Source organism: Ruegeria lacuscaerulensis (genome assembly GCF_013033355.1).
In the GTDB taxonomy this organism is placed as follows: domain Bacteria; phylum Pseudomonadota; class Alphaproteobacteria; order Rhodobacterales; family Rhodobacteraceae; genus Ruegeria; species Ruegeria lacuscaerulensis_A.
Map to the genome: position 1 here is coordinate 72,905 of NZ_WQDY01000003.1, position 21,670 is coordinate 94,574.

Annotated in this window: 22 protein-coding genes and 2 riboswitches; of the genes, 3 read left to right on the forward strand and 19 right to left on the reverse strand. The window is 62.3% G+C overall.

Annotation, left to right across the window (positions count from 1 at the left end):
- Positions 1 to 175: 175 nt before the first annotated feature.
- The 3 genes from GOW48_RS06455 to GOW48_RS06465 all read right to left on the reverse strand — a co-directional run bounded on the left by GOW48_RS06455 (position 176) and on the right by GOW48_RS06465 (position 3,503).
- Positions 176 to 1,360 carry a CaiB/BaiF CoA transferase family protein gene (locus GOW48_RS06455; RefSeq protein ID WP_170752348.1) on the reverse strand — a complete coding sequence of 395 codons (1,185 nt, stop codon included), beginning with the start codon at positions 1,358 to 1,360 and terminating at the stop codon, positions 176 to 178.
- Positions 1,347 to 2,966 (reverse strand): thiamine pyrophosphate-binding protein, encoded by a 1,620-nt coding sequence (locus GOW48_RS06460; RefSeq protein ID WP_170752350.1) that lies wholly within the window; start codon positions 2,964 to 2,966, stop codon positions 1,347 to 1,349. The genes GOW48_RS06455 and GOW48_RS06460 overlap by 14 nt, the downstream gene beginning before the upstream one ends.
- Positions 2,967 to 3,044: 78 nt before the next feature.
- Positions 3,045 to 3,503: a DUF302 domain-containing protein gene (locus GOW48_RS06465; RefSeq protein ID WP_170752352.1), complete on the reverse strand. Its 459-nt coding sequence runs from the start codon at positions 3,501 to 3,503 to the stop codon at positions 3,045 to 3,047.
- Between the two features lie 127 nt (positions 3,504 to 3,630).
- Here GOW48_RS06465 and GOW48_RS06470 point away from each other — a divergent pair, with 127 nt between their 5' ends.
- Positions 3,631 to 3,987: a DUF1636 family protein gene (locus tag GOW48_RS06470; protein ID WP_234899339.1), complete on the forward strand. Its 357-nt coding sequence runs from the start codon at positions 3,631 to 3,633 to the stop codon at positions 3,985 to 3,987.
- Here GOW48_RS06470 and GOW48_RS06475 read toward each other — a convergent pair.
- From GOW48_RS06475 to cbiE, 9 genes are all read right to left on the reverse strand, one after another.
- Positions 3,984 to 4,478, reverse strand: a complete 495-nt coding sequence (locus tag GOW48_RS06475; RefSeq protein WP_170752354.1) for a hypothetical protein — start codon at positions 4,476 to 4,478, stop codon at positions 3,984 to 3,986. The genes GOW48_RS06470 and GOW48_RS06475 overlap by 4 nt on opposite strands.
- 65 nt (positions 4,479 to 4,543) lie before the next feature.
- Positions 4,544 to 5,242 (reverse strand): CbtA family protein, encoded by a 699-nt coding sequence (locus GOW48_RS06480; protein WP_170752356.1) that lies wholly within the window; start codon positions 5,240 to 5,242, stop codon positions 4,544 to 4,546.
- A gap of 4 nt (positions 5,243 to 5,246) precedes the next feature.
- The gene (locus tag GOW48_RS06485) at positions 5,247 to 5,417 is read right to left on the reverse strand and encodes a CbtB domain-containing protein (RefSeq protein ID WP_170354675.1); all 171 of its coding nucleotides are present in this window, start codon (positions 5,415 to 5,417) and stop codon (positions 5,247 to 5,249) included.
- A 36-nt stretch (positions 5,418 to 5,453) separates the two neighbouring features.
- Positions 5,454 to 5,658, reverse strand: a riboswitch (cobalamin riboswitch).
- Positions 5,659 to 5,701: 43 nt separating this feature from the next.
- Positions 5,702 to 6,445, reverse strand: a complete 744-nt coding sequence (gene cobF, locus GOW48_RS06490) for a precorrin-6A synthase (deacetylating) (protein WP_170752358.1) — start codon at positions 6,443 to 6,445, stop codon at positions 5,702 to 5,704.
- The gene (gene cobA, locus GOW48_RS06495; protein WP_170752361.1) at positions 6,438 to 7,166 is read right to left on the reverse strand and encodes a uroporphyrinogen-III C-methyltransferase; all 729 of its coding nucleotides are present in this window, start codon (positions 7,164 to 7,166) and stop codon (positions 6,438 to 6,440) included. The genes cobF and cobA overlap by 8 nt, the downstream gene beginning before the upstream one ends.
- Entirely contained in the window at positions 7,163 to 8,491 is a 1,329-nt protein-coding gene (locus GOW48_RS06500; RefSeq protein ID WP_170752362.1) for a cobyrinate a,c-diamide synthase, read from the reverse strand. Before GOW48_RS06500 ends, cobA begins: the two co-directional genes overlap by 4 nt.
- Positions 8,484 to 9,278, reverse strand: coding sequence for a precorrin-4 C(11)-methyltransferase (gene cobM / locus GOW48_RS06505; RefSeq protein ID WP_170752364.1), 795 nt, complete (start codon positions 9,276 to 9,278; stop codon positions 8,484 to 8,486). Before cobM ends, GOW48_RS06500 begins: the two co-directional genes overlap by 8 nt.
- Positions 9,275 to 9,643: a cobalamin biosynthesis protein gene (locus GOW48_RS06510; RefSeq protein ID WP_170752984.1), complete on the reverse strand. Its 369-nt coding sequence runs from the start codon at positions 9,641 to 9,643 to the stop codon at positions 9,275 to 9,277. Before GOW48_RS06510 ends, cobM begins: the two co-directional genes overlap by 4 nt.
- Positions 9,640 to 10,839 (reverse strand): precorrin-6y C5,15-methyltransferase (decarboxylating) subunit CbiE, encoded by a 1,200-nt coding sequence (gene cbiE, locus GOW48_RS06515; protein ID WP_170752366.1) that lies wholly within the window; start codon positions 10,837 to 10,839, stop codon positions 9,640 to 9,642. The genes GOW48_RS06510 and cbiE overlap by 4 nt, the downstream gene beginning before the upstream one ends.
- Between cbiE and GOW48_RS06520 the strand changes: the two genes are divergently transcribed.
- Complete coding sequence (locus tag GOW48_RS06520; protein ID WP_170354669.1) at positions 10,838 to 11,587, forward strand: cobalt-precorrin-6A reductase; 750 nt, start codon at positions 10,838 to 10,840, stop codon at positions 11,585 to 11,587. The two genes, cbiE and GOW48_RS06520, sit on opposite strands and share 2 nt — an antisense overlap.
- On the opposite strand, the gene cobJ is transcribed toward GOW48_RS06520, so the two are convergent.
- From cobJ to GOW48_RS06555, 7 genes are read right to left on the reverse strand one after another with little or no spacing between them, the layout of a single operon-like run.
- A complete protein-coding gene (cobJ, locus tag GOW48_RS06525) occupies positions 11,560 to 12,312 on the reverse strand; it encodes a precorrin-3B C(17)-methyltransferase (RefSeq protein ID WP_170354668.1) in 753 nt (250 codons plus the stop codon). The genes GOW48_RS06520 and cobJ overlap by 28 nt on opposite strands.
- Entirely contained in the window at positions 12,309 to 13,034 is a 726-nt protein-coding gene (locus GOW48_RS06530; RefSeq protein ID WP_170752368.1) for a precorrin-2 C(20)-methyltransferase, read from the reverse strand. Before GOW48_RS06530 ends, cobJ begins: the two co-directional genes overlap by 4 nt.
- Positions 13,031 to 13,660, reverse strand: a complete 630-nt coding sequence (locus GOW48_RS06535; RefSeq protein WP_170752370.1) for a precorrin-8X methylmutase — start codon at positions 13,658 to 13,660, stop codon at positions 13,031 to 13,033. Before GOW48_RS06535 ends, GOW48_RS06530 begins: the two co-directional genes overlap by 4 nt.
- Entirely contained in the window at positions 13,660 to 14,781 is a 1,122-nt protein-coding gene (locus GOW48_RS06540; protein ID WP_170752372.1) for a cobalamin biosynthesis protein CobG, read from the reverse strand. The genes GOW48_RS06535 and GOW48_RS06540 overlap by 1 nt, the downstream gene beginning before the upstream one ends.
- Positions 14,778 to 18,071 carry a cobaltochelatase subunit CobN gene (gene cobN, locus GOW48_RS06545; protein WP_170752374.1) on the reverse strand — a complete coding sequence of 1,098 codons (3,294 nt, stop codon included), beginning with the start codon at positions 18,069 to 18,071 and terminating at the stop codon, positions 14,778 to 14,780. Before cobN ends, GOW48_RS06540 begins: the two co-directional genes overlap by 4 nt.
- Positions 18,072 to 18,074: 3 nt before the next feature.
- A complete protein-coding gene (gene cobW / locus GOW48_RS06550; RefSeq protein ID WP_170752377.1) occupies positions 18,075 to 19,130 on the reverse strand; it encodes a cobalamin biosynthesis protein CobW in 1,056 nt (351 codons plus the stop codon).
- Position 19,131: 1 nt separating this feature from the next.
- On the reverse strand, positions 19,132 to 19,506 hold the full coding sequence (locus GOW48_RS06555; protein WP_170354662.1) for a DUF1636 family protein: 375 nt from the start codon (positions 19,504 to 19,506) through the stop codon (positions 19,132 to 19,134).
- An 85-nt stretch (positions 19,507 to 19,591) separates the two neighbouring features.
- A riboswitch (cobalamin riboswitch) is annotated at positions 19,592 to 19,800 on the reverse strand.
- A gap of 111 nt (positions 19,801 to 19,911) precedes the next feature.
- Here GOW48_RS06555 and GOW48_RS06560 point away from each other — a divergent pair.
- Positions 19,912 to 20,904, forward strand: coding sequence for an NAD(P)-dependent oxidoreductase (locus GOW48_RS06560; RefSeq protein WP_170752378.1), 993 nt, complete (start codon positions 19,912 to 19,914; stop codon positions 20,902 to 20,904).
- Positions 20,905 to 21,670 lie beyond the last annotated feature (766 nt).

A 21,670-nucleotide genomic window follows, 5' to 3' on the forward strand; every position in this document is an offset into this window, starting at 1 on the left:
TGGTCCGATCCGTTGAGAATTAGTACATTATTCGACTTATCAGAGACTCTAGCGGGGTCGTATCAGTATCGACCGACCTCTCGAATTGGTGAAATGCTGTGTGTGCAAAACGTGAAAAAAACCGCCGATTCAACGGCATGTTTCAGCAACATGCCGCCGAATTAGGCATTGTGTTTCAGTCTTCAAACGGGTTTTCGGCGTTCAGAACGGCCTGAGTGTCCGCGCCAAAGGTCGGTGGAGCACTGCGATATGTTACAGGCGTTTTGGACAGTTTCAGTGGATTTCCGATCAGATTCACCTGTGCCGGGTCGGCTTGCATGGCGATCTGCATCTGCCTTGCGGCGACCTGATCGGTGGCAAAAACCTGATCCAACGTCTGCACCGGGCCCACAGGCACTTTACGCGCCTCAAGCTCGGTAATGACGGTTTCGGTGTCGTAGTTTTGTATGGCTGGGCGAAGAATCGCGTTCAACGCTTCTCGATGCGCCAGACGCGACGGGTTGGTCGCAAAACGAGGATCATCAGCCAAATCAGGCTGCCCGACGAAGTCGCAGAACCGTCTGAACTGGCTGTCATTCCCAACCGCCAGGATCACGTGCCCGTCTGCTGTCTGATACACGTCGTAGGGCACAATATTCGGGTGCCCGTTTCCGCGCCGTTGAGGGACGTTGCCAGAGGTCAGGTAATTTACGCCCTCATTGATCAGCCATGCAATTTGCGCGTCAACCAGCGCAAGGTCGATCTGCTGGCCCTCGCCTGTTTGATCCCGATGGCGTAGCGCCGCCAGAATCCCGACGGTCGCGTACATGCCGCACATCACGTCAGCGATGCCCACGCCCACTTTCATGGGCGCGCCTTCGGGGTCGCCGGTCAGAGACATGATCCCGCCGTAACCCTGTGCCATCAGGTCATATCCGGGCTTCGACGCGTTTGGTCCGTCCTGTCCGTAGCCTGAGATCGAGCAATAAACGAGGCTGGGAAACTCCTGCGACAGGGTTGCAAAATCCAGCCCGTATTTCGCCAGCCCGCCGGGTTTGAAATTCTCGATCAGGATATCGGCATGCGAGGCGAGACGTCGGATTTCCGCCTGACCCTCGGGCGTAGTTATGTCGAGCGCCACTGATTTCTTGTTGCGGTTCGCCGACATGAAATAAGCGCTCAGGTCCGATGCATTCCCGTCCGCGTCCGTCACATATGGGGGACCCCACTGGCGCGTATCATCGCCGCCGGTTGCCGGGTTTTCGATCTTGATCACGTTGGCGCCCAGATCGCCCAGCAATTGCGTGCAGGTCGGTCCTGCCAGAATGCGGGACAGGTCCAGAACCTTGATGCCCTTCAGCGGCCCCTCAGATCCGGCCATCATAGCCTCCACGGTCGATCTCGGCGGCGATGACGGTGAAACTGTCAGCCTTGACCGCCGCATCCAGCGCCGCGCGCAGTTCTTCGCGGTTGCGCACCGTGTGGCCGTTACCGCCGAACGCGCGGCCCATGGCGGCAAAGTCGTGGCGGTCGAAATCTACGCCCGTATTGCCCATCTGGCGCTGGCGCTGTTTCAGCTCGATCAGCGCAAGACTGGCATCGACAAAGACCAGAAAAATCGGATTACCTCCCATCTCGGCGGCGGTCGACAGCTCTCCGGCGACCATCAGGAACCCGGCATCACCCGAGAAGCTGATCACCGGGCGGTCGGGTTCGGCCAGCTTCAGACCAATCGCCATCGGGACCGCGCAGCCCATGGTGCACAGGGCCGAGGATTGGATCAGCCCGCGTTCCTCAGAGCAATCCCACATTTGGCTCAGCAGGATGCGATGCGCGCCGCTGTCGGCGGTCGCCAGAGTGTTGGCGGGCAGGGCAGCGCGGGTTTCGGCGATCACCGCCGCGGGCCCCCAGTCGTCATCCGTGGGAAACGCCTGCGCCAAAGCGGCTTTGACTTGCGCGGGTTCGCCACCCAGCCATGTCTTGCGCGACGGGGTGCCTTTGGCGATGGCCTCCAGCGTCTCGCCGGTATGTGCCACCAAATTCAGCCCCGCCTGATGCATGTAGTGGTCATTGGGCACAGCCGAGACGTCGATCACGCGCTTTTCCGCTGGGTCCCAGATCTCACGCCAGCCGGGGCGCATTTCGATCGGGTCATAGCCCAGACACAGCACCAAATCGGCCTGTTCGACCAGCGGAACCAGATGTTTGTCAGCCAGCGGGGAAAGGCCCGCGCCACCTAGGCACAGAGGGTGATCCTCGGGGACTACGCCCTTGGCCTTGTATGTCGTCACGAAGGGGATGTCGAAATGCTCCAGAAATGCCTGCACCACGTTGCGCGAGTCGTCATAGAGAACATCCAGCCCGACAATTGCGATGGGCCGTTCGGCCTGCGAAACCCAACGGCGGGCTTTCTCGACGCAGTCGCCCGCAGGGGATACAGAGGCAATCTTGGCGCGGCGGCGCGGTTTCACGCCCGACACGCGGGTATCCGCGACCGAGATCGGCACGTCGATATGCACGGGACCGGGGCGCGGCTGATTGGCCAACGTAACCGCCTTATCGGCAATAGTGTCTGCGCCTTTGGCGGTCAGTGTAAACGTCCCTTTGGTGATCGAGCGATAGACCTGCGCGTGATCCATCACCTGATGGGTATAGGTCAGCGCCTCATCCGCATCGACGCAGCCGGTCAGCACGATCATCGGCACCCGGTCTTGCAAGGCATTGGCGACCACGTTGATCCCGTTCATCGCACCGGGGCCAAGGGTGGCGACCAGAATGGCAGGCGCGCCATCGCGGTGATGCACGGCCTCGGCCATGAAACCGGCGGCGTTTTCATGCTTGGTCAGATGAAAGGTGATCCCGGCCTGTTCCAGCGCATCGACAAGGGTCAGAACCTCACCACCGGGCATTCCAAAGGCGTGGCGACATCCGGCCTCGTACAAACGTTGGGCCAGAAGGTCCGCTGCGCGGGGCGAGAGGTCTTGCATAAGTCATGCTCCGAAAAACTGTTTCACAGCAGATTGCGGAGGACGGCCCCAGACGCAAGGCGGATCACGCCAGTGTGACTATTTGACTGCTGTTTCAGCGACAGCTTGAAACTTGCCATCTAGTTCCTCGGCGATCTCACGTAGGGGGGCTCCGCCCTCAGAAACGTAGGGCGCGAAGACAAAACTGGGAGTCTTGTAGGACAGGGTGGCGGTGCCGTCCTCATTCTCGGTGACATAAAAGCGGATCGGTGCCTCGATCATCGCGTTCACCGAGGTTTCCAGCACGCGCACGGCGTAGTCGTTGTTGAAGGCCCCGATAACCCGATTGCCGGGGATGGTGATCCCGCGCGATGCGGCGGCCTTGGTCGGGCCTGCCTGCGTGACCACGATCAGACCATTGGCCTTGATGGCATCCTTGGTGTCGGCAACCAACGCGTCATAACTTTTGTCGGTTGCATAGCTGGCCCAGCCCGAAAGGGGCTCTTCTGCCAAAGCAGGGGTCGCTATCAGGGCTATCGCAGTCCAAAGGGCTTTCATCGGGGCCTCCTGTTACGGGGTTGAGACTGTGATGCCAGAAAGCGGGACAGGGCGCACTCACAATCTTGTGCGTTTTCCCGATTGCGCCTGTGGCCGGAAACCCCCAGAAACAGGCAAATGCCACCCGATGAGGTCCGAATTGGATCAGATGCGCCTGTTGATATGTTCGTCCTGTGCCGGTGCCCGCGATTGCGGGGCTGAGGTCAAAGCTGTCGAATTAGCCCTGACCCGCGCGGGGATTGAGGGAAGGGTTTCGGTCGATCAGCACGCCTGTTTCAGCGGATGCTCTGAACCCGTGGCCATCGCGCTGCAGGCCGATGGCGGTGCGTCATATGTGTTTTCAGGGGTCGATGTCGCTTCGGACGCCGATGATATCGTGGCGACCTGCCGGACCTATCTGGAAAGCCCCAAAGGCTGGATCGAAGACGCCCGGCCTTGCGGGCGGCTCCGGATGTGTTTGCGGGCGCGTATCCCGGCGCTTTAGTCGACCTGTAGTGTGACCGCCGCGCTGACGGGGATGTTGTCGACCATCAGCGGGCTGTGGCTGTTTGCGTTCAGAGAGACCGAGACTTCGACCTCGCCCTGCGGCAGATGGTCGATATGCATCCAGTTACCGTACAGCCGGGCCAGTTTCTCTCCATTTACGTAGACATGTGCATGCCCCTCGCCGTCGACATCGGTCTTTGAGGCATTTTGTGGTGAGAACCGAAAGTTCTGCGGCATGACATGCAGGTTCCAGCCCGCCATAGGATCGGGCGTAAGAGCGATCTCAAGCCCCGGAGCATCAGCGCCAGCAGGCAGGTTGATGGCAGTCGAATGATCGTGTGCGGCTGCCTCGGCGTGAGATGAACTGTGATGTGCAGGATCGCCATGGTCATGGCCGTCGAAAGTGACGCCATTTGCAGCCGCAACCACAAATCCTGCACCACTGCCAAAAACTATGCCGATTGCAAACAAGGCAAGTGAGCGTGCCATTTTATGTTCCTTGATGGTAGTAGATACACGCCGAGCTGGTCTCGGCATGTTCATAGGCGTGCTGGTCAGGCCGCGGCTTCGGCACGCTGGCTTTCATGTCGCCAGAAGTATCCGGCGAATGCCCCGACCAGAACCCAGGCTGCCAGTCCGATGCCAAAGGCGCGTGCGGCAAACAGCGCGCCGATCTCGGTCGGAACGGGGCCGGTGAACACGTCCGGCTCGGGCGCGCCGATCAGATGTGGGGCCAACAGCAAGGCGGCTGCGATCACATAGCTGATCAGGGTGCCGCCAAAGGCAATCAGCCACATGGCAACACCTGCTGCTGCGACCGTCGCAAACCACCAGATCTGACGCGCAGCGACATCGGCTGCTGCCACGCCGGGCACTTCTGGCGCGAGCGAGAATCCGGGTGCGAGGTGCACGGCAATGAACCCCGCAAGCCCCCACAAAACGCCGGTGCGCCCGTCAATCTTGTGGCCGTTGCCCTCAGCCACGGACATCAGCGCAATCATCATCAGTGCATAACCGGTATAGATAAGCATCGTGAAAATGACGCTCAGCGCATCGCGGAACAGGTCCGAGAACATTCCCGGCAGCTCGGGGTGAGCACTTACGACGTCACCGCCGAAATGGACCAATTCGCCTGATTCATACAGTTCCGCGTGCAGCAACACAGGTTGCACAAAGACCAACTGCAGCAAGGCGGCAATCAGCCCCGCTGCAGCACCAGCGAACAACGCGCTGGTCAGGATACGGCTTAACATGGGTTTAGTGGCAGGGGAAGCCGGTCGCGTGGCGCACATCGTGGGCTGCGTCATGCAGGGCCGCGGCCTGAACGTGGCCGGTCAGCGTGATGACGCCAAGGCCCAGAACCACAGCGAACATAACCGGCAGGATACCAACGCGTGAGGTCGAAGCGGTTGTTGCTTGAGTTGCCATTTTTAGTTCTCCTTTACCGTCGCACCCGACGGTTGGTGTTTTCATTCGTGCCTGGCAGGTCTCCTGGCTCGCGGGTCGATGCCTCTGTTCGCCTTCCCCCTGAAACTCAGGAGTGGCTGGTTGAACAGGGCTCACCGCTTACAGTCGCGGGGGCGGCTGTGGATTCGATCGCGCGCGGTCTCACCACATTCCCTCTTAGCTTGCCGGTATTGCCGACAGGACCAGACAGGTTCATTTAGCCGTTACATCTGCTGTCGCGCAATCGCCATTTGCGACGTTTTAGGTCAGATCACGCGCTTTTTGAGAAGATAAATATCCATGATCCACCCATGATCAGCGCGCGCAGTCGCTCGGATGTCCAGAATCGACTGTGCAACATCGATCAGAGGGCCGTTGATCAGGATTTCTTCAGTCATGCCCACATAAGCCCCCCACCAGATGTCATAATCTGCCATCTGAAGATGTTGGAACGAGCACTCACCATCCAACATGACCGCCACGTTTGATGCACCGTCCGGCCACCCTTCGTCGCGAATCCGCCGCCCCGTGGTCACGATGTAGGGGGCACCCAGATCGTTGATCGGAATCGCGTGGGCCGCCGTCAACGCCTGTAGCGCTGTAATGCCAGGGATCACCCGCGTCGTCGGTTGAGGGTCCAACCGCGCCGCGATTCGCAGTGAGCTGTCGTATAGCGACGGATCGCCCCAGATCAGCAGCGCCACGTGCTGTGCGCCGGGATGGGCGGCAATCGCCTCGCGCCAGCGCAGCGCAATAGTGTCGTGCCATTCGTCCACCCCGCGCAGATACCCGTCTTCCGAGCGGCGCTTGGGGATGTCGAAATAGGCGATCTGCGGCGGCGTGTCGGTCACCTGCGCAATGACCTTTTCGCGCAGCCCGGCCAGATCGGCCTTATTCTCGCCCTTGCGGGGGATCAGGATCAGGTCCGCCGAGCGGATCGCCTGCGCGCCCTGAAAGGTCACGTGGTCAGGGTTCCCGGTGCCGATGCCGATCAAGGTCAGGTCAAACATCGTCAAACTCTGCCAGCGGGCCATAAAGGATCAGCGCCGGGGCGGTGCCTATCTCGTCCGCCAGTTTTTCGGACAGCGCGCCTACAGTACTGCGATGCAGCTTTTGTTCGGGGGTCGAGACGGATTCGGCCATTAGTGCTGGCGTCTCCAGCGGCAGACCGTGGGCGTTCAGCGTTTCGACCAGCAGAGGAAAAGTCCGCTTGCCCATGAAGACGACGGTGGTCGCATCCGGGTCGGCCAAAGCGGGCAGGTTCAGGTCCTCGGGCAATTTGCCGCTGACATCATGACCAGTGACAAACTGTACTCGCCGCGCGGTCAGCCTGCGGGTCAGCGGGATGCCCGCCGCCGCCGCTGCCGCCACGGCCGAGGGGATGCCGGGTATGATCTCGTATTCGATCCCAGCCGCGCGCAGGGCCACCAGTTCTTCTTCCAGACGCCCGAACATGCCGCCATCGCCGGATTTCAACCGCACGACCCGCTGCCCGGTCAGGGCGTAATCCACCAGCAACCGGCTGACATGGTCCTGCTTGGGCGAGGGGCGGCCCGCCCGTTTGCCCACGCCTACCAGATCGGCATCGTCGCGCGCATGGGTCAGGATCGGCCCGCTGCTGAGGTCATCAAACAGCACCGCATCCGCCTTCTGCATCCGGTCCACAGCCTTCAGCGTCAACAGCTCCGGGTCGCCGGGGCCTGAGCCAATGAACGAAACAAACCCACTCATGCTGAGGCCTCCGCGATCAGGTGAAAGAACGTGCCGGTCACGTTGCCACGCACCGATCCGGTCTGCGGCCCTTCGGCCCCTTCTGCGTCAAACACACGGGCCAAAGGCGCGTCAGGTTGCTCGATGATCGAGGAATAGTGGAACTCATGTCCCCGCAGGCCCGTGCCTACGGCAAAGCCGGGCATCGGGGCCAGCAGTTCGGCGCGGCGATAGCCCAGATTGAACTTGCGCTTTTCATAGGACGTCACCAGCCCCAACAACCCCGCCATCTGATGCGAAATACCCTCTTTATCGATCAGAGCCTGTCCCAGCGCCATGTACCCCCCGCACTCTCCATGCACGGGCTTGGTCCGCGCATGTTTCCGTAGCCCCTCCTGAAAGACTGATGCAGCGGCCAGAGTGCCTGCATGCAACTCGGGATATCCACCCGGTAACCAAACCAGATCGGCATCCGCCGCAGGGGCTTCATTCGCCAACGGCGAGAACGGCAACACCTCGGCCCCTGCCGCGCGCCAGCCTTCCAACAAATGCGGATAGGTAAACGAAAACGCAGAATCACGGGCCAGCGCGATCCGTTGCGCCGGGGGCCGCGGCAGCGCGGCGGACGATGGCCCACTCGGGCCTGAGGACGCCGCCCGCTTGATCGCCTCAAGATCGACATGTTCGCGCAGAAACGCGGCATAGCCCACAATTGCGCTTTCCAGATCGGGATGTTCAACCGCCTGGATCAGGCCCAGATGCCGCTCGGGCAGGGCCAGGTCTCCACGACGGGGCAGCACGCCCAGAACCGGCAGGCCCGCGCGTTCCATTCCCAACCGCGTCAACCGCTCGTGCCGGGGGCTGGCGCAGCGGTTCAGAATCACGCCCGCAAAGGGCAGATCGGGGTTATACATCTTGAACCCCAAAGCCGTCGCCGCCGCCGATTGCGCCTGACCGCCCACATCCAGCACCAGCACCACCGGCCAGCCCATCCGTAACGCGGTTTCCGCACTGGACCCATGACCCAGTTCACCGGGCTTGGCGACGCCGTCGAACAACCCCATCGAACCCTCGGCGACCACAATATCCGCGCCCTCAGCCTGCGCTGAAATCGCGTCCAATAGAGGCTCACCCATGGCCCAGCTGTCCAGATTGAACGAGGCCCGCCCCGCCGCCGCCCGGTGAAAGGCTGGGTCGATATAATCCGGTCCGCTTTTGAAGGGTTGAACGGTCAGACCATCCTCGGCCAGCGCACGTAACAAGCCCAGCATGACCGTGGTCTTGCCCGTTCCCGAGGACGGCGCGGAAATCAAAAGGCCCGGAGGGTTAGTCATCGCGTCATTCATCCTCGGGGCTCCAACTGGACCACGGGCTGTCGGCGCTTTGCGGGCGATAGCGGCGGTCATAATCCTTGGCATACAGGCAGCTTTCGTCGAACCCTTCGCCTGCCAGCGCGGGGCCGACCATGATCAGGGCGGTGCGTGCGATGCTTTCATCCAACGCGTCTTTCAGGGTGTCCAAAGTGGCACGGATGATGCGCTCATCGGGCCAACTGGCGCGATAGACCACGGCCACCGGGCAATCAGCCCCATAGGCCGGGGTCAGGTCGGCAATGACCTTGTCCAAATTGCCGATGGACAGGTGAATGGCCAGCGTAGCGCCGGTGCGGGCGAAGTTCTCAAGCGTCTCACCCTCGGGCATCGAAGACGCGCGGCCCGGCGTGCGGGTCAGCACCACCGATTGCGCAAGGCCGGGCAGGGTCAGTTCGGTCCCCAGAGCGGCGGCCGCCGCAGCGAAAGAGGGAACGCCGGGCGTGACGCTGACCGGGATACCCATTTCTTTCAACCGGCGGATTTGCTCACCCATGGCGGACCAGACCGACAAATCGCCTGAATGCAGTCGGGCCACATCCTGTCCAGCCTTATGCGCGGCTTCGATCTCGGCCATGATCTGATCCAGATCCATCGGCGCGGTGTTGATGATCTTGGCCCCCTCGGGGCAGTGGTTCAGGATCTCTTCGGGAACCAGCGAACCCGCGTACAAACACACGGGGCAGGACGCGATGATATCGCGCCCGCGCAGGGTCAACAGGTCGGCAGCGCCCGGTCCGGCGCCGATGAAATGAACGGTCATGTCTGTCCTCCGATGGCGATGGCGCAGGTGGCCAGCCGGTCGTCTGATATCTGTCGGGGTGAAAGCAGCCGCGCGCCCAGTCCGGCGGCGGCAAGGGCGGACGCTTCGGCCACGCTGCCGGTGCCGTAACTGGCGCGGCTGCGGGGCGAGCAAGAGAGCGTGCGCTGCCCGGCCAAATCGGCGGGTGCGATGAAATGCAGGGGCAGGGCGGTTTCGGCGGCGAATTCTGCAAGCGCGGCGTGACCTTCCTTGTCCGCGACGGTCGCCAAGGCGCTGACGGGGTGGAGTGCGGCGGCAGCCGTAAAGGCCGCGCGCAGGCTGTCCGCGGTCGCGGCTGAGGAAAAGCCAAGGCCGGCGACGATCATAGCGTGACGCTCCACTGAACCACTGGATAGGCAGATTTCCAACCGCGTCGGGGGCCCAAAGGCGCAGCCTGAGCCAGTTCGATCCGCAGAAGGTCGCCGCCTAATGCGTCGTGCCATTGCGCCAGTAACGTTTCGCTTTCCAGCGTCACCGCATTAGCGACCAACCGCGTGCCTTCAGGCAGCGCATCGCGCAACCATGCCAGAAGGTTTGCGTTCAATCCGCCGCCGATAAACACCACATCGGGCAACGCAAGCCCGGTCAAGTCATCTGGGGCAGTGCCGTGGACTACACTCAGCCGATCCTGTCCCAGCGCATCCGCATTGCGGCGAATACGCTCGGCACGATCTGCGCGCGGCTCGATCGTGGTGGCCGTCAGTGTCGGATCACACATAAGCCATTCTATGCTGATCGAGCCGGTGCCACCGCCGATATCCCACAAATGCTCGCCGCGCTGTGGGGCCAGCGCAGACAGGGTCAGGGCGCGGATGGGGCGTTTGGTGATCTGTCCATCAGTCTCGAATATCTCATCCGGCTTGCCCGAAGATTTCGGCAGTGCGCGCCCATCACCCGCGACCTCTAGCGCGACGCAGACCGGGTGATCGAACCCGCCCAGCAGCGCCTCGGTCAGGGACACACTGCGGGAACGCTCACGAGGGCCGCCAAGCGCCTCCATCACATGCAGGCGGGTGTCAGCAAAACCGGTCTCGGTCAGGTAAGTCGCCAGTTCCGTCACCGCAGCCCCGTTGCGCAGCAGCAGGATAGCGCGCAGGCCCGGCGACAGGTGTGGGCGCAGCCGGGTCAGAGGGGCGGCGTGCAGGCCAAAAGTCAGTGTTGCCTCCAGCGGCCAGCCCAGCCGGGCGGCGGCCAGCGAAAACGTCGATTGGCCGGGCAGGGCAGTCCATTCCCCGGCTTCGAAATTGCGCGCGATGACAGACCCCGCGCCAAACCAGAACGGATCGCCCGAGGCCAGCACCACGGTGGGCCGCCCCCGGAACCCCGTCAGCACGGGCAGCCCGTCGGCAAAAGGCACCGGCCATTCGACCCGCTGGGCCTGGCTGTCGGGGATCAGCGACAGGTGGCGCGGCGGGCCCATGATGATTTCGGCGCGGTCCAGCACTTGACGGCTTGCAGGCGACAGGCCATCAAGCCCATCCTCACCCAGGCCCAGAACGGTCAGCCACGGAGCTTCATGCATGACACATCTCCTGATCCTTGGCGGCACCACCGAGGCCAACGCCTTGGCCAAAACCGTGGCCGAGTTGGGCATCCCAGCGACCTACTCTTATGCCGGTCGCGTCGGCAACCCGCGCCCGCAGCCGCTGCCGGTGCGCGTAGGCGGGTTCGGGGGCGTTGCCGGTCTGGCCGCCTATCTGCGCGACCATACTGTAACCCATGTGATCGACGCCACGCACCCCTTCGCCGCGCAGATGAGCGCCAACGCGGTGGCCGCCTGCCATCAAAGCGGGGTGCCGCTGGCCGCGCTGACCCGCCCGGCGTGGGTGGAAAAGGACGGAGACCATTGGCAGCACGTTCCGGATATCGACGGCGCGGTGGCCGCCCTGTCCGGTGCGCCGCAGCGGGTGTTTCTGGCCGTGGGCCGGATGCATCTTCAGGAGTTCGCCACACAGCCTCAGCATCGCTACTTGCTGAGGCTGGTCGATGAACCGGGTACTCTGCCGTTGCCTAATTGCGATGTGGTTGTTTCGCGCGGGCCGTTCACTCTGGCCGATGATCAGGCGTTGATGCAGCGTCATGAGATCCAGTTGGTCGTGTCCAAGAACGCAGGCGGCCTTGGCGCGCGCGCCAAGCTGGACGCGGCGCGGGCGCTGGGCCTGCCAGTGCTGATGATCGACCGTCCGGCCCTGCCGCAGCGGGTCGAACTGTCGAGCGTCGCTCAGGTTCTGGACTGGCTGGCTCATTCTGGCGTGAACCTCGGGGTGTAGACGATCGGCGCGCCGTCACGCTCGATCACGCGAGTGCGGGACGAGCCGACGATGACCACCGTCTGCATATCTGCCATCTCGGGTGTGGCGTCGGCCAGTGTCGAAATCCCAATGGCCTCATCCGCGCGCGATACGGCGCGGGCGAACAGGATCAGCCGTTCGGGCTCGCATTCCTCACGCAGGATTTCCAGCGTCTTTACAAAGCCTTCAGGGCGGGACTTCGAGCGCGGATTGTAAAACGCCATCGAGAAATCTGCCTGCGCGGCCAGCCGCAGGCGCTTTTCGATCAAGGACCACGGCTTGAGGTTGTCACTCAGGTTGATGGCGCAGAAATCATGCCCCATTGGCGCGCCCGCACGGGCCGACGCCGCCAACATCGCCGTAATCCCCGGCAGCACGTCAATCTGGATATTACGCCACTCGGACGGGCCATTCTCCAGCGCCTCAAACACTGCCGACGCCATTGCAAACACACCGGGATCGCCCGAGGACACAACGACCACGCGTTTGCCCTCCGCAGCCATCTGCAACGCGTGCTGCGAGCGGTCGATCTCAACCCGGTTGTCACTGGCGTGCGGCGTCAGTCCTTCGCGTTCGGCCACGCGTGCCACGTACGGAATATAGCCGACCACGTCCGTGGCCTCGGCCAAAGCAGCGGTCACCTCGGGCGTCACCAGCGCCTCATCCCCCGGTCCAAGACCGGCGATCTTGACCCAGCCGCTCATGGTCTGCGCCCCTGTCCATGCACGATGATGATCGAGAAATAGGGAGTGATGCCGTCGCAGTTTTCAGACAGCTTGCAGACGCGTTGATTGGGCATCTGGGCATATTCGACGATCCACGCCCGGTCATACAGCCCAGCCGTTTTCAGCGCGCGTTTCACTTTGTCAATATTGCGGCCGATCTTCATCACCACCAGCGCGTCGGTCTGCGCCATCTGTTGGGCCAGAACGTCTTCGGACAACGTGCCTGCCAGAACAGTCAGGATGTCATCGCCCCATGTGATCGGGTCACCTGTCGCTGTCCACGCGCCGGACATGCCAGTGATGGCAGGTACGACTTCAACATCAGTTTTATCTCGCAAGCGATTGTAAAGGTGCATGAAAGAGCCGTAGAAGAACGGATCGCCCTCGCACAGAACCACTACATCCTCGCCTTTATCAGACAGCGCCTTCAGATGCGCGGCGCAGTCTTCGTAGAACGCTGCAAGCAGTTCGTTATAGCGCGGATCGGTCAATGGGATTTCGGTCGTGACCGGGTATTCCATCGGGAATTCAACGGCGTTTTCGGGGATCATCCCATTGACGATTTTGCGCGCCTGCCCACTGCGACCGGGCTTGCGGAAAAACGCCACATGGCGCGCATTGCGCAGCAGGCGATCAGCCCGCACGCTCATCAGGTCGGGATCGCCGGGGCCGAGACCCACGCCATAGATGGTACCGCTCATTCCGCGCGGCTCGCGATGGCGTTGATGGCGGCGACGGTGATGGCGCTGCCGCCCAGACGACCCTTCACGATGCAGGACGGTACCGGCTGTGCCTCCCACAAGGCGTCTTTGGATTCGACCGCGCCGACAAAGCCCACGGGACAGCCGATGATCGCGGCGGGGCGTGGGCAGTCGGGGTCTTCCAGCATGTTCAGCAGATGGAACAGGGCAGTAGGTGCGTTTCCGATGGCGACAACGGCACCTTCAAGATGGGGACGCCACAGCTCCAGCGCGGCCGCCGAACGCGTGTTGCTCATCTCGGCGGCCAAGGGGCGCACGCGTTCGTCATGCAGTGTGCAGATAACCTCATTGTCGGCGGGCAGACGGAACCGGGTCACGCCCTCGCTGACCATGCGCGCGTCACATAGGATCGGTGCGCCGTTTTCCATTGCCGCGCGGGCGGCGGCCACAAACCCGGGCGAGAAATGCACGAACTCCTCCAGCCCCACCATGCCAGCGGCGTGGATCATGCGGACAGCGACCTGTTCTTCGTCGGCGTCGAACCGAGCCAGATCAGCCTCGGACCGGATGGTGGCAAAGCTCTCCTTATAGATCGCCGCGCCATCGGTTTCATAAGTATAGGGCATCAGGTGAAGTCCATATTCATAAGTGTTTCTTCGGTCAGGCCGGTCTGGCAGGGCTCATCCCCCGCGCGGCCTTGTTTGACAAGATCAAATCTTCCGGCATTGCCGATCAGGGTCACATCGGCCGGGCCTATGCGCGCGCATCCCTTGGCGCAGCCTGAGACATGCAGGCTGCCCGGTACGCGTGCCGCCAAAGCGCGCGCGATGTCGCGGGTTTCCACCTGTGCCTGCGGGCAATATGGCGCGCCGGGGCAGGCGTCGGTGATCATCAGCGGGTCGGTGCCATCTGTGACAAAGGCTGGGGCGGGTATCGCCGCCCCGCCCTCCAACAGGATCAACCGCCACGGGGTGACGCGTAAGGCAACGGCCCCGCTTTGCGCGATCAGGTCCTTCAGTGCGTGCGCAGGCAATTGCCCGAAGGCCGCACCATAGAGCTTTCCCGGATCGCAGGGGCCGGGTCGCAACGGAGGCCCAATAGATCCCGGAGCTGCGCCCTGCCACTCCGGTGGCAGAACCGAGACCACGCGTGACATGCGTCGCGTCTCGGGCGTGTAGGTTTGGGCGAACCATGCGGCCAGGGCGATCAGTTGGTCGATGGCCTCGGGTTCTTGGACCAAACGTCCGGTGTTTGCCCCATCGGCGCGCAAAATCAAACCCTCAGGGCGTGTTTCCAGCCGGATATCGGCTGAATTCCCAGCCAGCAGGCGCTCAGGTCCGGTGTCGATGGCAAATCCGAACTTGGCGGGCAGGGCGGGCAGTTCCGCCAGCCGGTCAATAAGCTCTTGCGCCAGCCGAGCGGTCAGGTCTCCGGCTTGGTACAGAGGTGAGACCAGAATGTTGCGGCGCACCTCGATCCCCGGCTCGGCGTCCAGCAGGTTCAGCGCGGCCAGTTCGGCCAGCAGGGATTGATGATCCGCCTCGGCCACGCCCCGCAGCTGCAGGTTGGCGCGGTTGGTCAGGTCGATGGTGCCATTGCCGAAGCGTTCCGCCAGATCACACAGACCCATGGTCTGCTCAGCTGTCAGACGGGCCAGCCGCGGCCGCACCCGGACCACCAGCCCATCGCCCGACATCATCGGACGGTGCGCGCCGGGGCACCAGCCCTGTACGACGGGAGCGCTCATCCCAGCCCCTCCAGATCCGCACGGATCGAGTTGCGGCGCGTGTTCCACAGTCCCGCCTCCAGCAAGGCGCGGAACCGGTCCTGCATGGCCTGATGGGCCTTTGGGTTGGCCTCGGCCAGAAAGGCGTCGACGTCTTCGTTGCCCAACGTGGCATCGTGGTAGAGGTCGAACAGATGCGGCGCGACTGTGCCAGATAGATGCGCGAATGAGGCCATATGATCCAGCGTCGCGGCGATCTCGGCTGCGCCCCGGAATCCGTGGCGTTGCATCCCGGCGATCCAACCCGGATTGGCGGCGCGGGCGTGGACCACGCGGCTGATCTCTTCGGGCAGGGTCCGCGCGCGCGGGGTGTCGGGGTTGGTGTTGTCCAGATGATACAGCTGCGCCGTGCCGCCTGTGATCTTTTTGGCGGCGGCAAATCCGGCTTCATGCGTGGCGTAATCATTGGCCAGTAGCAGGTCGGTCTCGGTCAAATCCTGTAGGTGGACGAAACTGTCGGCATTGGCGACGCGCTGGGTGATGCCGTCCTTGTCCTGCGCGACATGCTCGCCTTCCAACGCGTAAGAGCTGGCATCCAGCCATGCCTCGCCCGCCTGTGCGCGCGCCTCATCGGTATAGATTTCGGACAATTGCGTCATGTTCACGCCATAGCTGCCTGGGGCGGGGCCATAGACGCGGGCGGAGGGTTCCTGACCGGCATAGGGGTTCCAATCGGCCGCCTCACCGCGCGCCGACAAGGCCCGGATCGCCTGACCGTACAACGCCGAAAGCGTCGGGAACACGTCGCGGAACAGGCCCGAGACCCGCAGCGTCACGTCCAGACGCGGGCGGCTGAGGTCGGTGATCGGCAGAACCTCGATGCCCGACACCCGCTCGGACCCTTTGTCCCAGACCGGTTTCACGCCCAGCAGGTGCAGCGCCATGGCGAATTCCTCACCCGCCGTGCGCATGGTGGCCGAGCCCCAGAGGTCAACGATAAGCCCCTTGGGATAATCGCCTTCCTCTTGCAGGTGTCTCCGTACCAATTCCTCGGCCAGTTTCACCCCTTGGGTATAGGCCGCGCGCGTAGGCACGGATCGCGGGTCGGTGGTATAAAGGTTCCGCCCCGTCGGCAGCACGTCCGAGCGGCCACGATAAGGCGAGCCGGACGGTCCGGCCTCAATCCGTTTTCCGGCCAATGATTCGACTAGGGCGTTGCGTTCGGCATGAGCAGAAGGCGCGGGGTCGAAATTGCCGGTCACTTCGGGCACCCGGCCAAAGATGTGCAGACCGTCGCCGAACTGGCTCTCCTTGATGTCGCAGACAAAGCGGTCGATGCGAGTAATCGCCTCGGCGGTGCAGGTGGCCTGATCCAGCCCCAGATCGCTCTCCAGCCCGATGGCCTGTGCCTCGTCGCGGATATCCTCTTGCAGGCGGTCGCGGCGTTTGGGGTCTAGACCATCGGCGTTCGAGAACTCATCCAGTAGGGATTCCAGCCGGACCATCCGGTCGGGCGTGCCGCTTTCTTTCAGCGCGGGCGGGATGTGCCCCAGCGTGACGGCTCCGATCCGACGCTTGGCTTGCGCGGCCTCGCCGGGATCATTGACGATGAAGGGGTAGATCACGGGCAGGTCGCGGATCAGCGCCTCGGGCCAGCATGTGTTGGACAGGGCGACGGATTTTCCGGGCAGCCATTCCAGCGTGCCATGGGCTCCGATATGGATCAGCGCGTCGGCGTGCAGGCTTTTGCGCAACCACAGGTAGAAGGCGACATAGCTGTGGCGCGGGGTGCGTGACAGGTCGTGATAGTCGTCATCGCGCAGCTCGGGCGTGCCGCGCTCGGGTTGCAGTGCGACCAGAGCTTTGCCCCGGCGCAGCGCGGTGAAGTGGAAGGCACCATCCGCGAAAGCGGGATCACTCTCGGGCGCACCCCAGACGGTTTGCAGGTCGATGCGTAGCTGTTCGGGTAGGTCGGCCAGCGCGGCCTGATAGTCGGCAAGGGGCCATGCAATCCGCGCGTCCAACAGCGAGTCAGAAATTGGCTCGGCGGGGGCGGTGTCATAGCCCTCGGCCTGTAGGTCGGACAGCATTGCCTCGGCCGAGGCCAGCGCGTCCAGACCGACCGCATGGGCCATCTGCCAGTCCTTGCCGGGATAGGTGGATAGAACCAGCGCGGGCACCTGATCGGATTTGGGTTTGCCTTGCAAGTTCAGCCAGCCGGTCACACGGTCAAGGATGGCCTCGATCCGTTCCTCCTCGGCCCGGTGGGCAAAGCGGGAATATTCCAGATGCTGGTCGCGCTTGCCCGGCTCCTTGAACGAGGCGATGCCTGCTGAAATCCGCCCGTCCACCTCGGGCAGCACCACATGCATGGCGAGGTCGGCGGGCGAGAGACCGCGTTCCGCTTCGGCCCAGGCTTTGCGGCGCGAGGTGGCCAGTGCGACTTGGAAAACGGGTACATTGGCGGCGTCCAAGGGCGAGGTGCCAGATGCGCCTTTACCCGAGAAGGAGGTGGCGTTGATGATCGCGGATGGGGCCAGAGATACGATGGTGTCGCTCAGCCAGTCGGCGGCGGTGGGAGCTTTCAGCGAGGGAGCGAATAGGCCTACGGCGTCCAACCCGCGTGCGCGCAGACTGCGGATTAGGGCGGCCACGGGGGCGGTGTCGGCGGATGTCAGATAAGCGCGGTAGAAGGTGACGAGGATGCGTTTCGCATCCCCGGAAAACGCCTGTTCCGCCGGGATCACACCGCGGTCCGGGCACCATGCGCCGCATTCGGGCAAGGACTTGGCGCCCATCACCGGGCCCGCATACAGACCGGCTGCTAATGCCATCTGTGCCAAAGCGGCTTGTGCTGCAACCTCGCCACCGGTGTCGCAAAGATGCGCCAAGCGGCGCAGGGTGGAGACGGGCAGGGTCGAATAGTCATCCAGCCGCGTATCCTCGCGCCCGTCGGCGGGCAGCACGGCCACAGCAATCCCTTTGGTCTGCGCAAGCGATAGAACCTGCTGCAGTCCGTAGGACCAATAGGGCACCCCGCCAATCAGTCGGATCAGGATGCCCTTTGCGCCCTCCAACGTCTGCTCGACATAGGTGTCAACGGACAGAGGATGTTTCAGCGCCGTCAGATTGGCCAGCCGCAGGGTCGGCATCCGACCTTCGGGCCCGCCGCCACGATGCCAGCCTGCCGCGAAAGCGCCAAGGTCGCTGTCGGAAAACGACAGCACCACCAAATCCGCCGGGCTCTGGCCCAGATCGGTTGGGGTTTCGGATTCCTCTAACCCGTGGCTTTCGCGGAAGACGACGTGCATGGTTTACTCGGCAGCCTCGGTGACGCCCACGAGGATGTCGCGGATTTCAGCCTCTTTGATGTCGTCATGCTCGGCAATCACCACCAGACGCGAACGGCGCTCTTCGCCGGGCTGCCACGGACGGTCATACTGGTGACGCACCCGCGCGCCGACGGCCTGAACCAGCAGGCGCATTGGCTTGCCCTGAACAGCGGCATAGCCCTTGACGCGCAGGATGTTCAGCTCGGTGGCCAGACGTTCGATCTTGGCAACTAGGTCCAGCGGGTCGGTTTGTTCCGGCAGTTCGACGATGATGCTTTCGAAATCGTCATGTTCATGATCGTGATGACCGTCATGATGCGAAGGCCGCGCCTCCATGTCATCCTCGGCGGCAGCCTCAAGACCCAGCACGACGCGCACGTCCACAACGCCTTCGGCCACTTCGACGACCGGCAGAGGGCGCGGGGCCTCTGCGGCGATGATCTCTTTGGCTTTGGCGACACCTCCGGGGCCGGCCAGATCAGGCTTGGTCAGCAGGATGATGTCGGCGCAGGAGATCTGATCCTCGAACACCTCGGACAGAGGCGTTTCGTGGTCGATGGAATCGTCGGCCATGCGCTGGGCATCCACTGCCTCGACATTCGGCGCGAACCGGCCGGCGGCGACCGCCTCGGCATCGGCCAGCGCGATCACGCCGTCCACGGTGATTTTCGACCGAATATCGGGCCAGTCGAACGCTTTCAACAGCGGTTTCGGCAGCGCCAAACCAGATGTTTCGATCAGGATATGCTCGGGGCGCGGCTCCAGCGCCATCAGCGCCTCGATCGTGGGGATGAAATCATCGGCCACGGTGCAGCAAATGCAGCCATTGGCCAGTTCCATGATGTTTTCCGCCGGGCAATCGGGGATGGCGCAGGATTTCAGGATATCGCCGTCCACGCCGACATCGCCAAACTCGTTGACCACAACGGCCAGACGCTTGCCCTGCGGGTTCTGCATCAGGTGTCGCACCAGCGTGGTCTTGCCCGAACCCAAAAAGCCGGTGATCACAGTAACGGGGAGTTTTTCCAAAGTGGACATGTCAGGCTCCAATCGGGGGAATGCGCGAGGCGCAGTTTTTGCGGAAATGTTCGGGGCGCTCGCGCCATTTGACCAGACCGTCTTCGGTGGCCAGATACTTGGTGGCACCGTCTACGATCACGTCGACATGATCGACTTCGTTCAGGTTTTCATAAACAAAGGTCCAGCGTTCCGGCCCGCCGCGCAACACGATGGAACAGCCCTGATCGCAATTCGACAGGCATTCAACAGCCTTCAGCGCCACGCCCTCGGGCAGTTCAGCCTGTTCCAACGCCTTGTGCAGCAACGTGCCTGGGCGTTGGGCGTCATCTTCAATGGGTAGGCCGCGGCGGCAGGTGGTGCAAACCAGCAGCTCGACCGGAGCGGTTTCGGTCATGTCTCTCATCCCCCTAAATCCTCATCGTGGGGGACGGGGTTTCATGCGGGTCGTGCGTGACCCGGCACCGGAACACCCCGTCCGGTTTCAATCGCGGGTGCTGGCAGGTCTCCCGGCTTGCGGATTTCAGGGCGGTTGCCCTGTCGGATGACCCGCCTTCCCGGCCTTGCTGGCCAGTGGCTTGGGCACCCTCTCCGGTCACGGTCGCGGGGGCGGCTGCGTTTGACGGATGACCCGCTGACGCATTCCCTTTTCATCCATCTGCAGATGGACACCAACGGATCGGACATGCGGCACCGGGCAGGCCCTTGTCAAGCGAGTCGCAAACATCTTTCGCACCTCGGGTTAAAAGCGACCTGACAGCGTCGCTGGGCGGCATGACTTTGGGTGGGGCGGCATGGTGCCATGAACAAAACGACGCCAAAAAAGGAGGTGTATCGCATGAAGGTGGGCTTTATCGGCTTGGGCAATGTGGGCGGCAAACTGTCAGGGTCTTTGCTGCGCAACGGGATCGAACTGACGGTACATGATTTGAACTCTGACCTCGTCGACGGCTTCGTGTCACAGGGGGCCAAGGCCGCCGAAAGCCCGGCCCAGCTGATGCGCGATTGCGACGCGGTTATTACTTGCCTGCCATCGCCTGCCGCTTCGGACGCGGTGATGCAGGAGATGCTGCCTGAGGTCAGCCCCGGCAAAATCTGGATGGAGATGTCCACCACTGATGAAGCCGAAGTCAAGCGACTTGGCGCCCAGGTGATCGAACGCGGCGGCGCAGCGGTGGACTGTCCTGTATCGGGTGGCTGTCATCGCGCCGCGACGGGCAATATCTCGATCTTCGCGGGCTGCGACCGGGCCACATTCGAGCGCATACTGCCCTTTCTGACCACCATGGGCCGACGGGTTCTGCATACCGGTGACCTAGGGACCGCTTCGGTGTTGAAAGTGCTGACCAATTACCTCGCCACCGCCAACCTGATCACCTGCGCAGAAGCACTTGTGACCGCCAAAGCCGCCGGGATGGATCTGAACACCACATACGAGGCAATCAAGATCTCATCCGGGACATCCTTCGTGCATGAAACCGAAAGCCAAGTCATTCTGAACGGCTCGCGGGACATTTCGTTCACGATGGATTTGGTGAAAAAGGACATTGGCCTGTTTCAGGATGTGGCGGACCGGGCGGGGGTGCCGCTCGAGATCAACCCGGTGATGATGCGTATCTTTGACGACGGCATCGCCCGCTATGGCGACCGAGAGTTATCACCTAATATTATCAAGCGGTTGGAAGAGGCCACCGGGCTGGATATCACGGCCCCCGGCTTCCCGTCCGAAATGGAAGACTACGAGCCGGAAGCGTCCGGATACGAGGTTATTCCTCAGGGACGTCGGGCCGAATGACGCAATTGCACTGCGCGAAAACGCTTTGCCCGGCTTGGAAAAGAGGCGGCGAGTGTTGGGCTCGCTGCCATTTTTTTAGGCCACTGAACTACCTGAACCACCGGGGCAACAGTCAATTTATGTTCGGATAAACCTAAGTATCGTCAATAGACAAACCCTAGGAAAACCTGTTCAGATACCAAGTGCCAATCATGTCGCAAGTTACGAGCTTGCATTCCCGCGAGCCGCCCGTTTTCCGTAGATCCGGTACTGCCCGCTTCGTTCATGACTGCGCGTTCAGTAGGATTTCGCCTGTTTATTTCGCGACCACAAGGTCGTGCAAGAATGTATGCCAAGTTGCTTTTTTCCAGTCGCACATCGAAAAACGCTTGTGTCTTAGTGAAAGTCAGCGTCCTTTTTTCAGATCAAAGACCGTATTTGTAACTTTCGCTTGAAAGCGGTAAGCCTAACATCAATAGGCGCACGCCAACGCGCGCAGCGTTGCCCTGAGTTCAATGGCGCACTCGGCTATCCAGATTGTCACTTATGGTTTTTAATCCATCCCGGAGGGCGTGGGCGTTGCAGAGGGCAACCCAGTAGTATTCGCTAAAGCAGCGATATTCTTAAAGATGTTCGTTTTTGTTCTATGGACGGAGGGATTGGCCACCGGGAGTAATAAACGCCATGTCTTGAGAGGGTTAGATAGGATGACAATTTCATCGTAGGTGTGCCCCACTTTGTGTCACACCCGAGCACCACAGGGCTAAGTCAATGATTTAGAATAAAA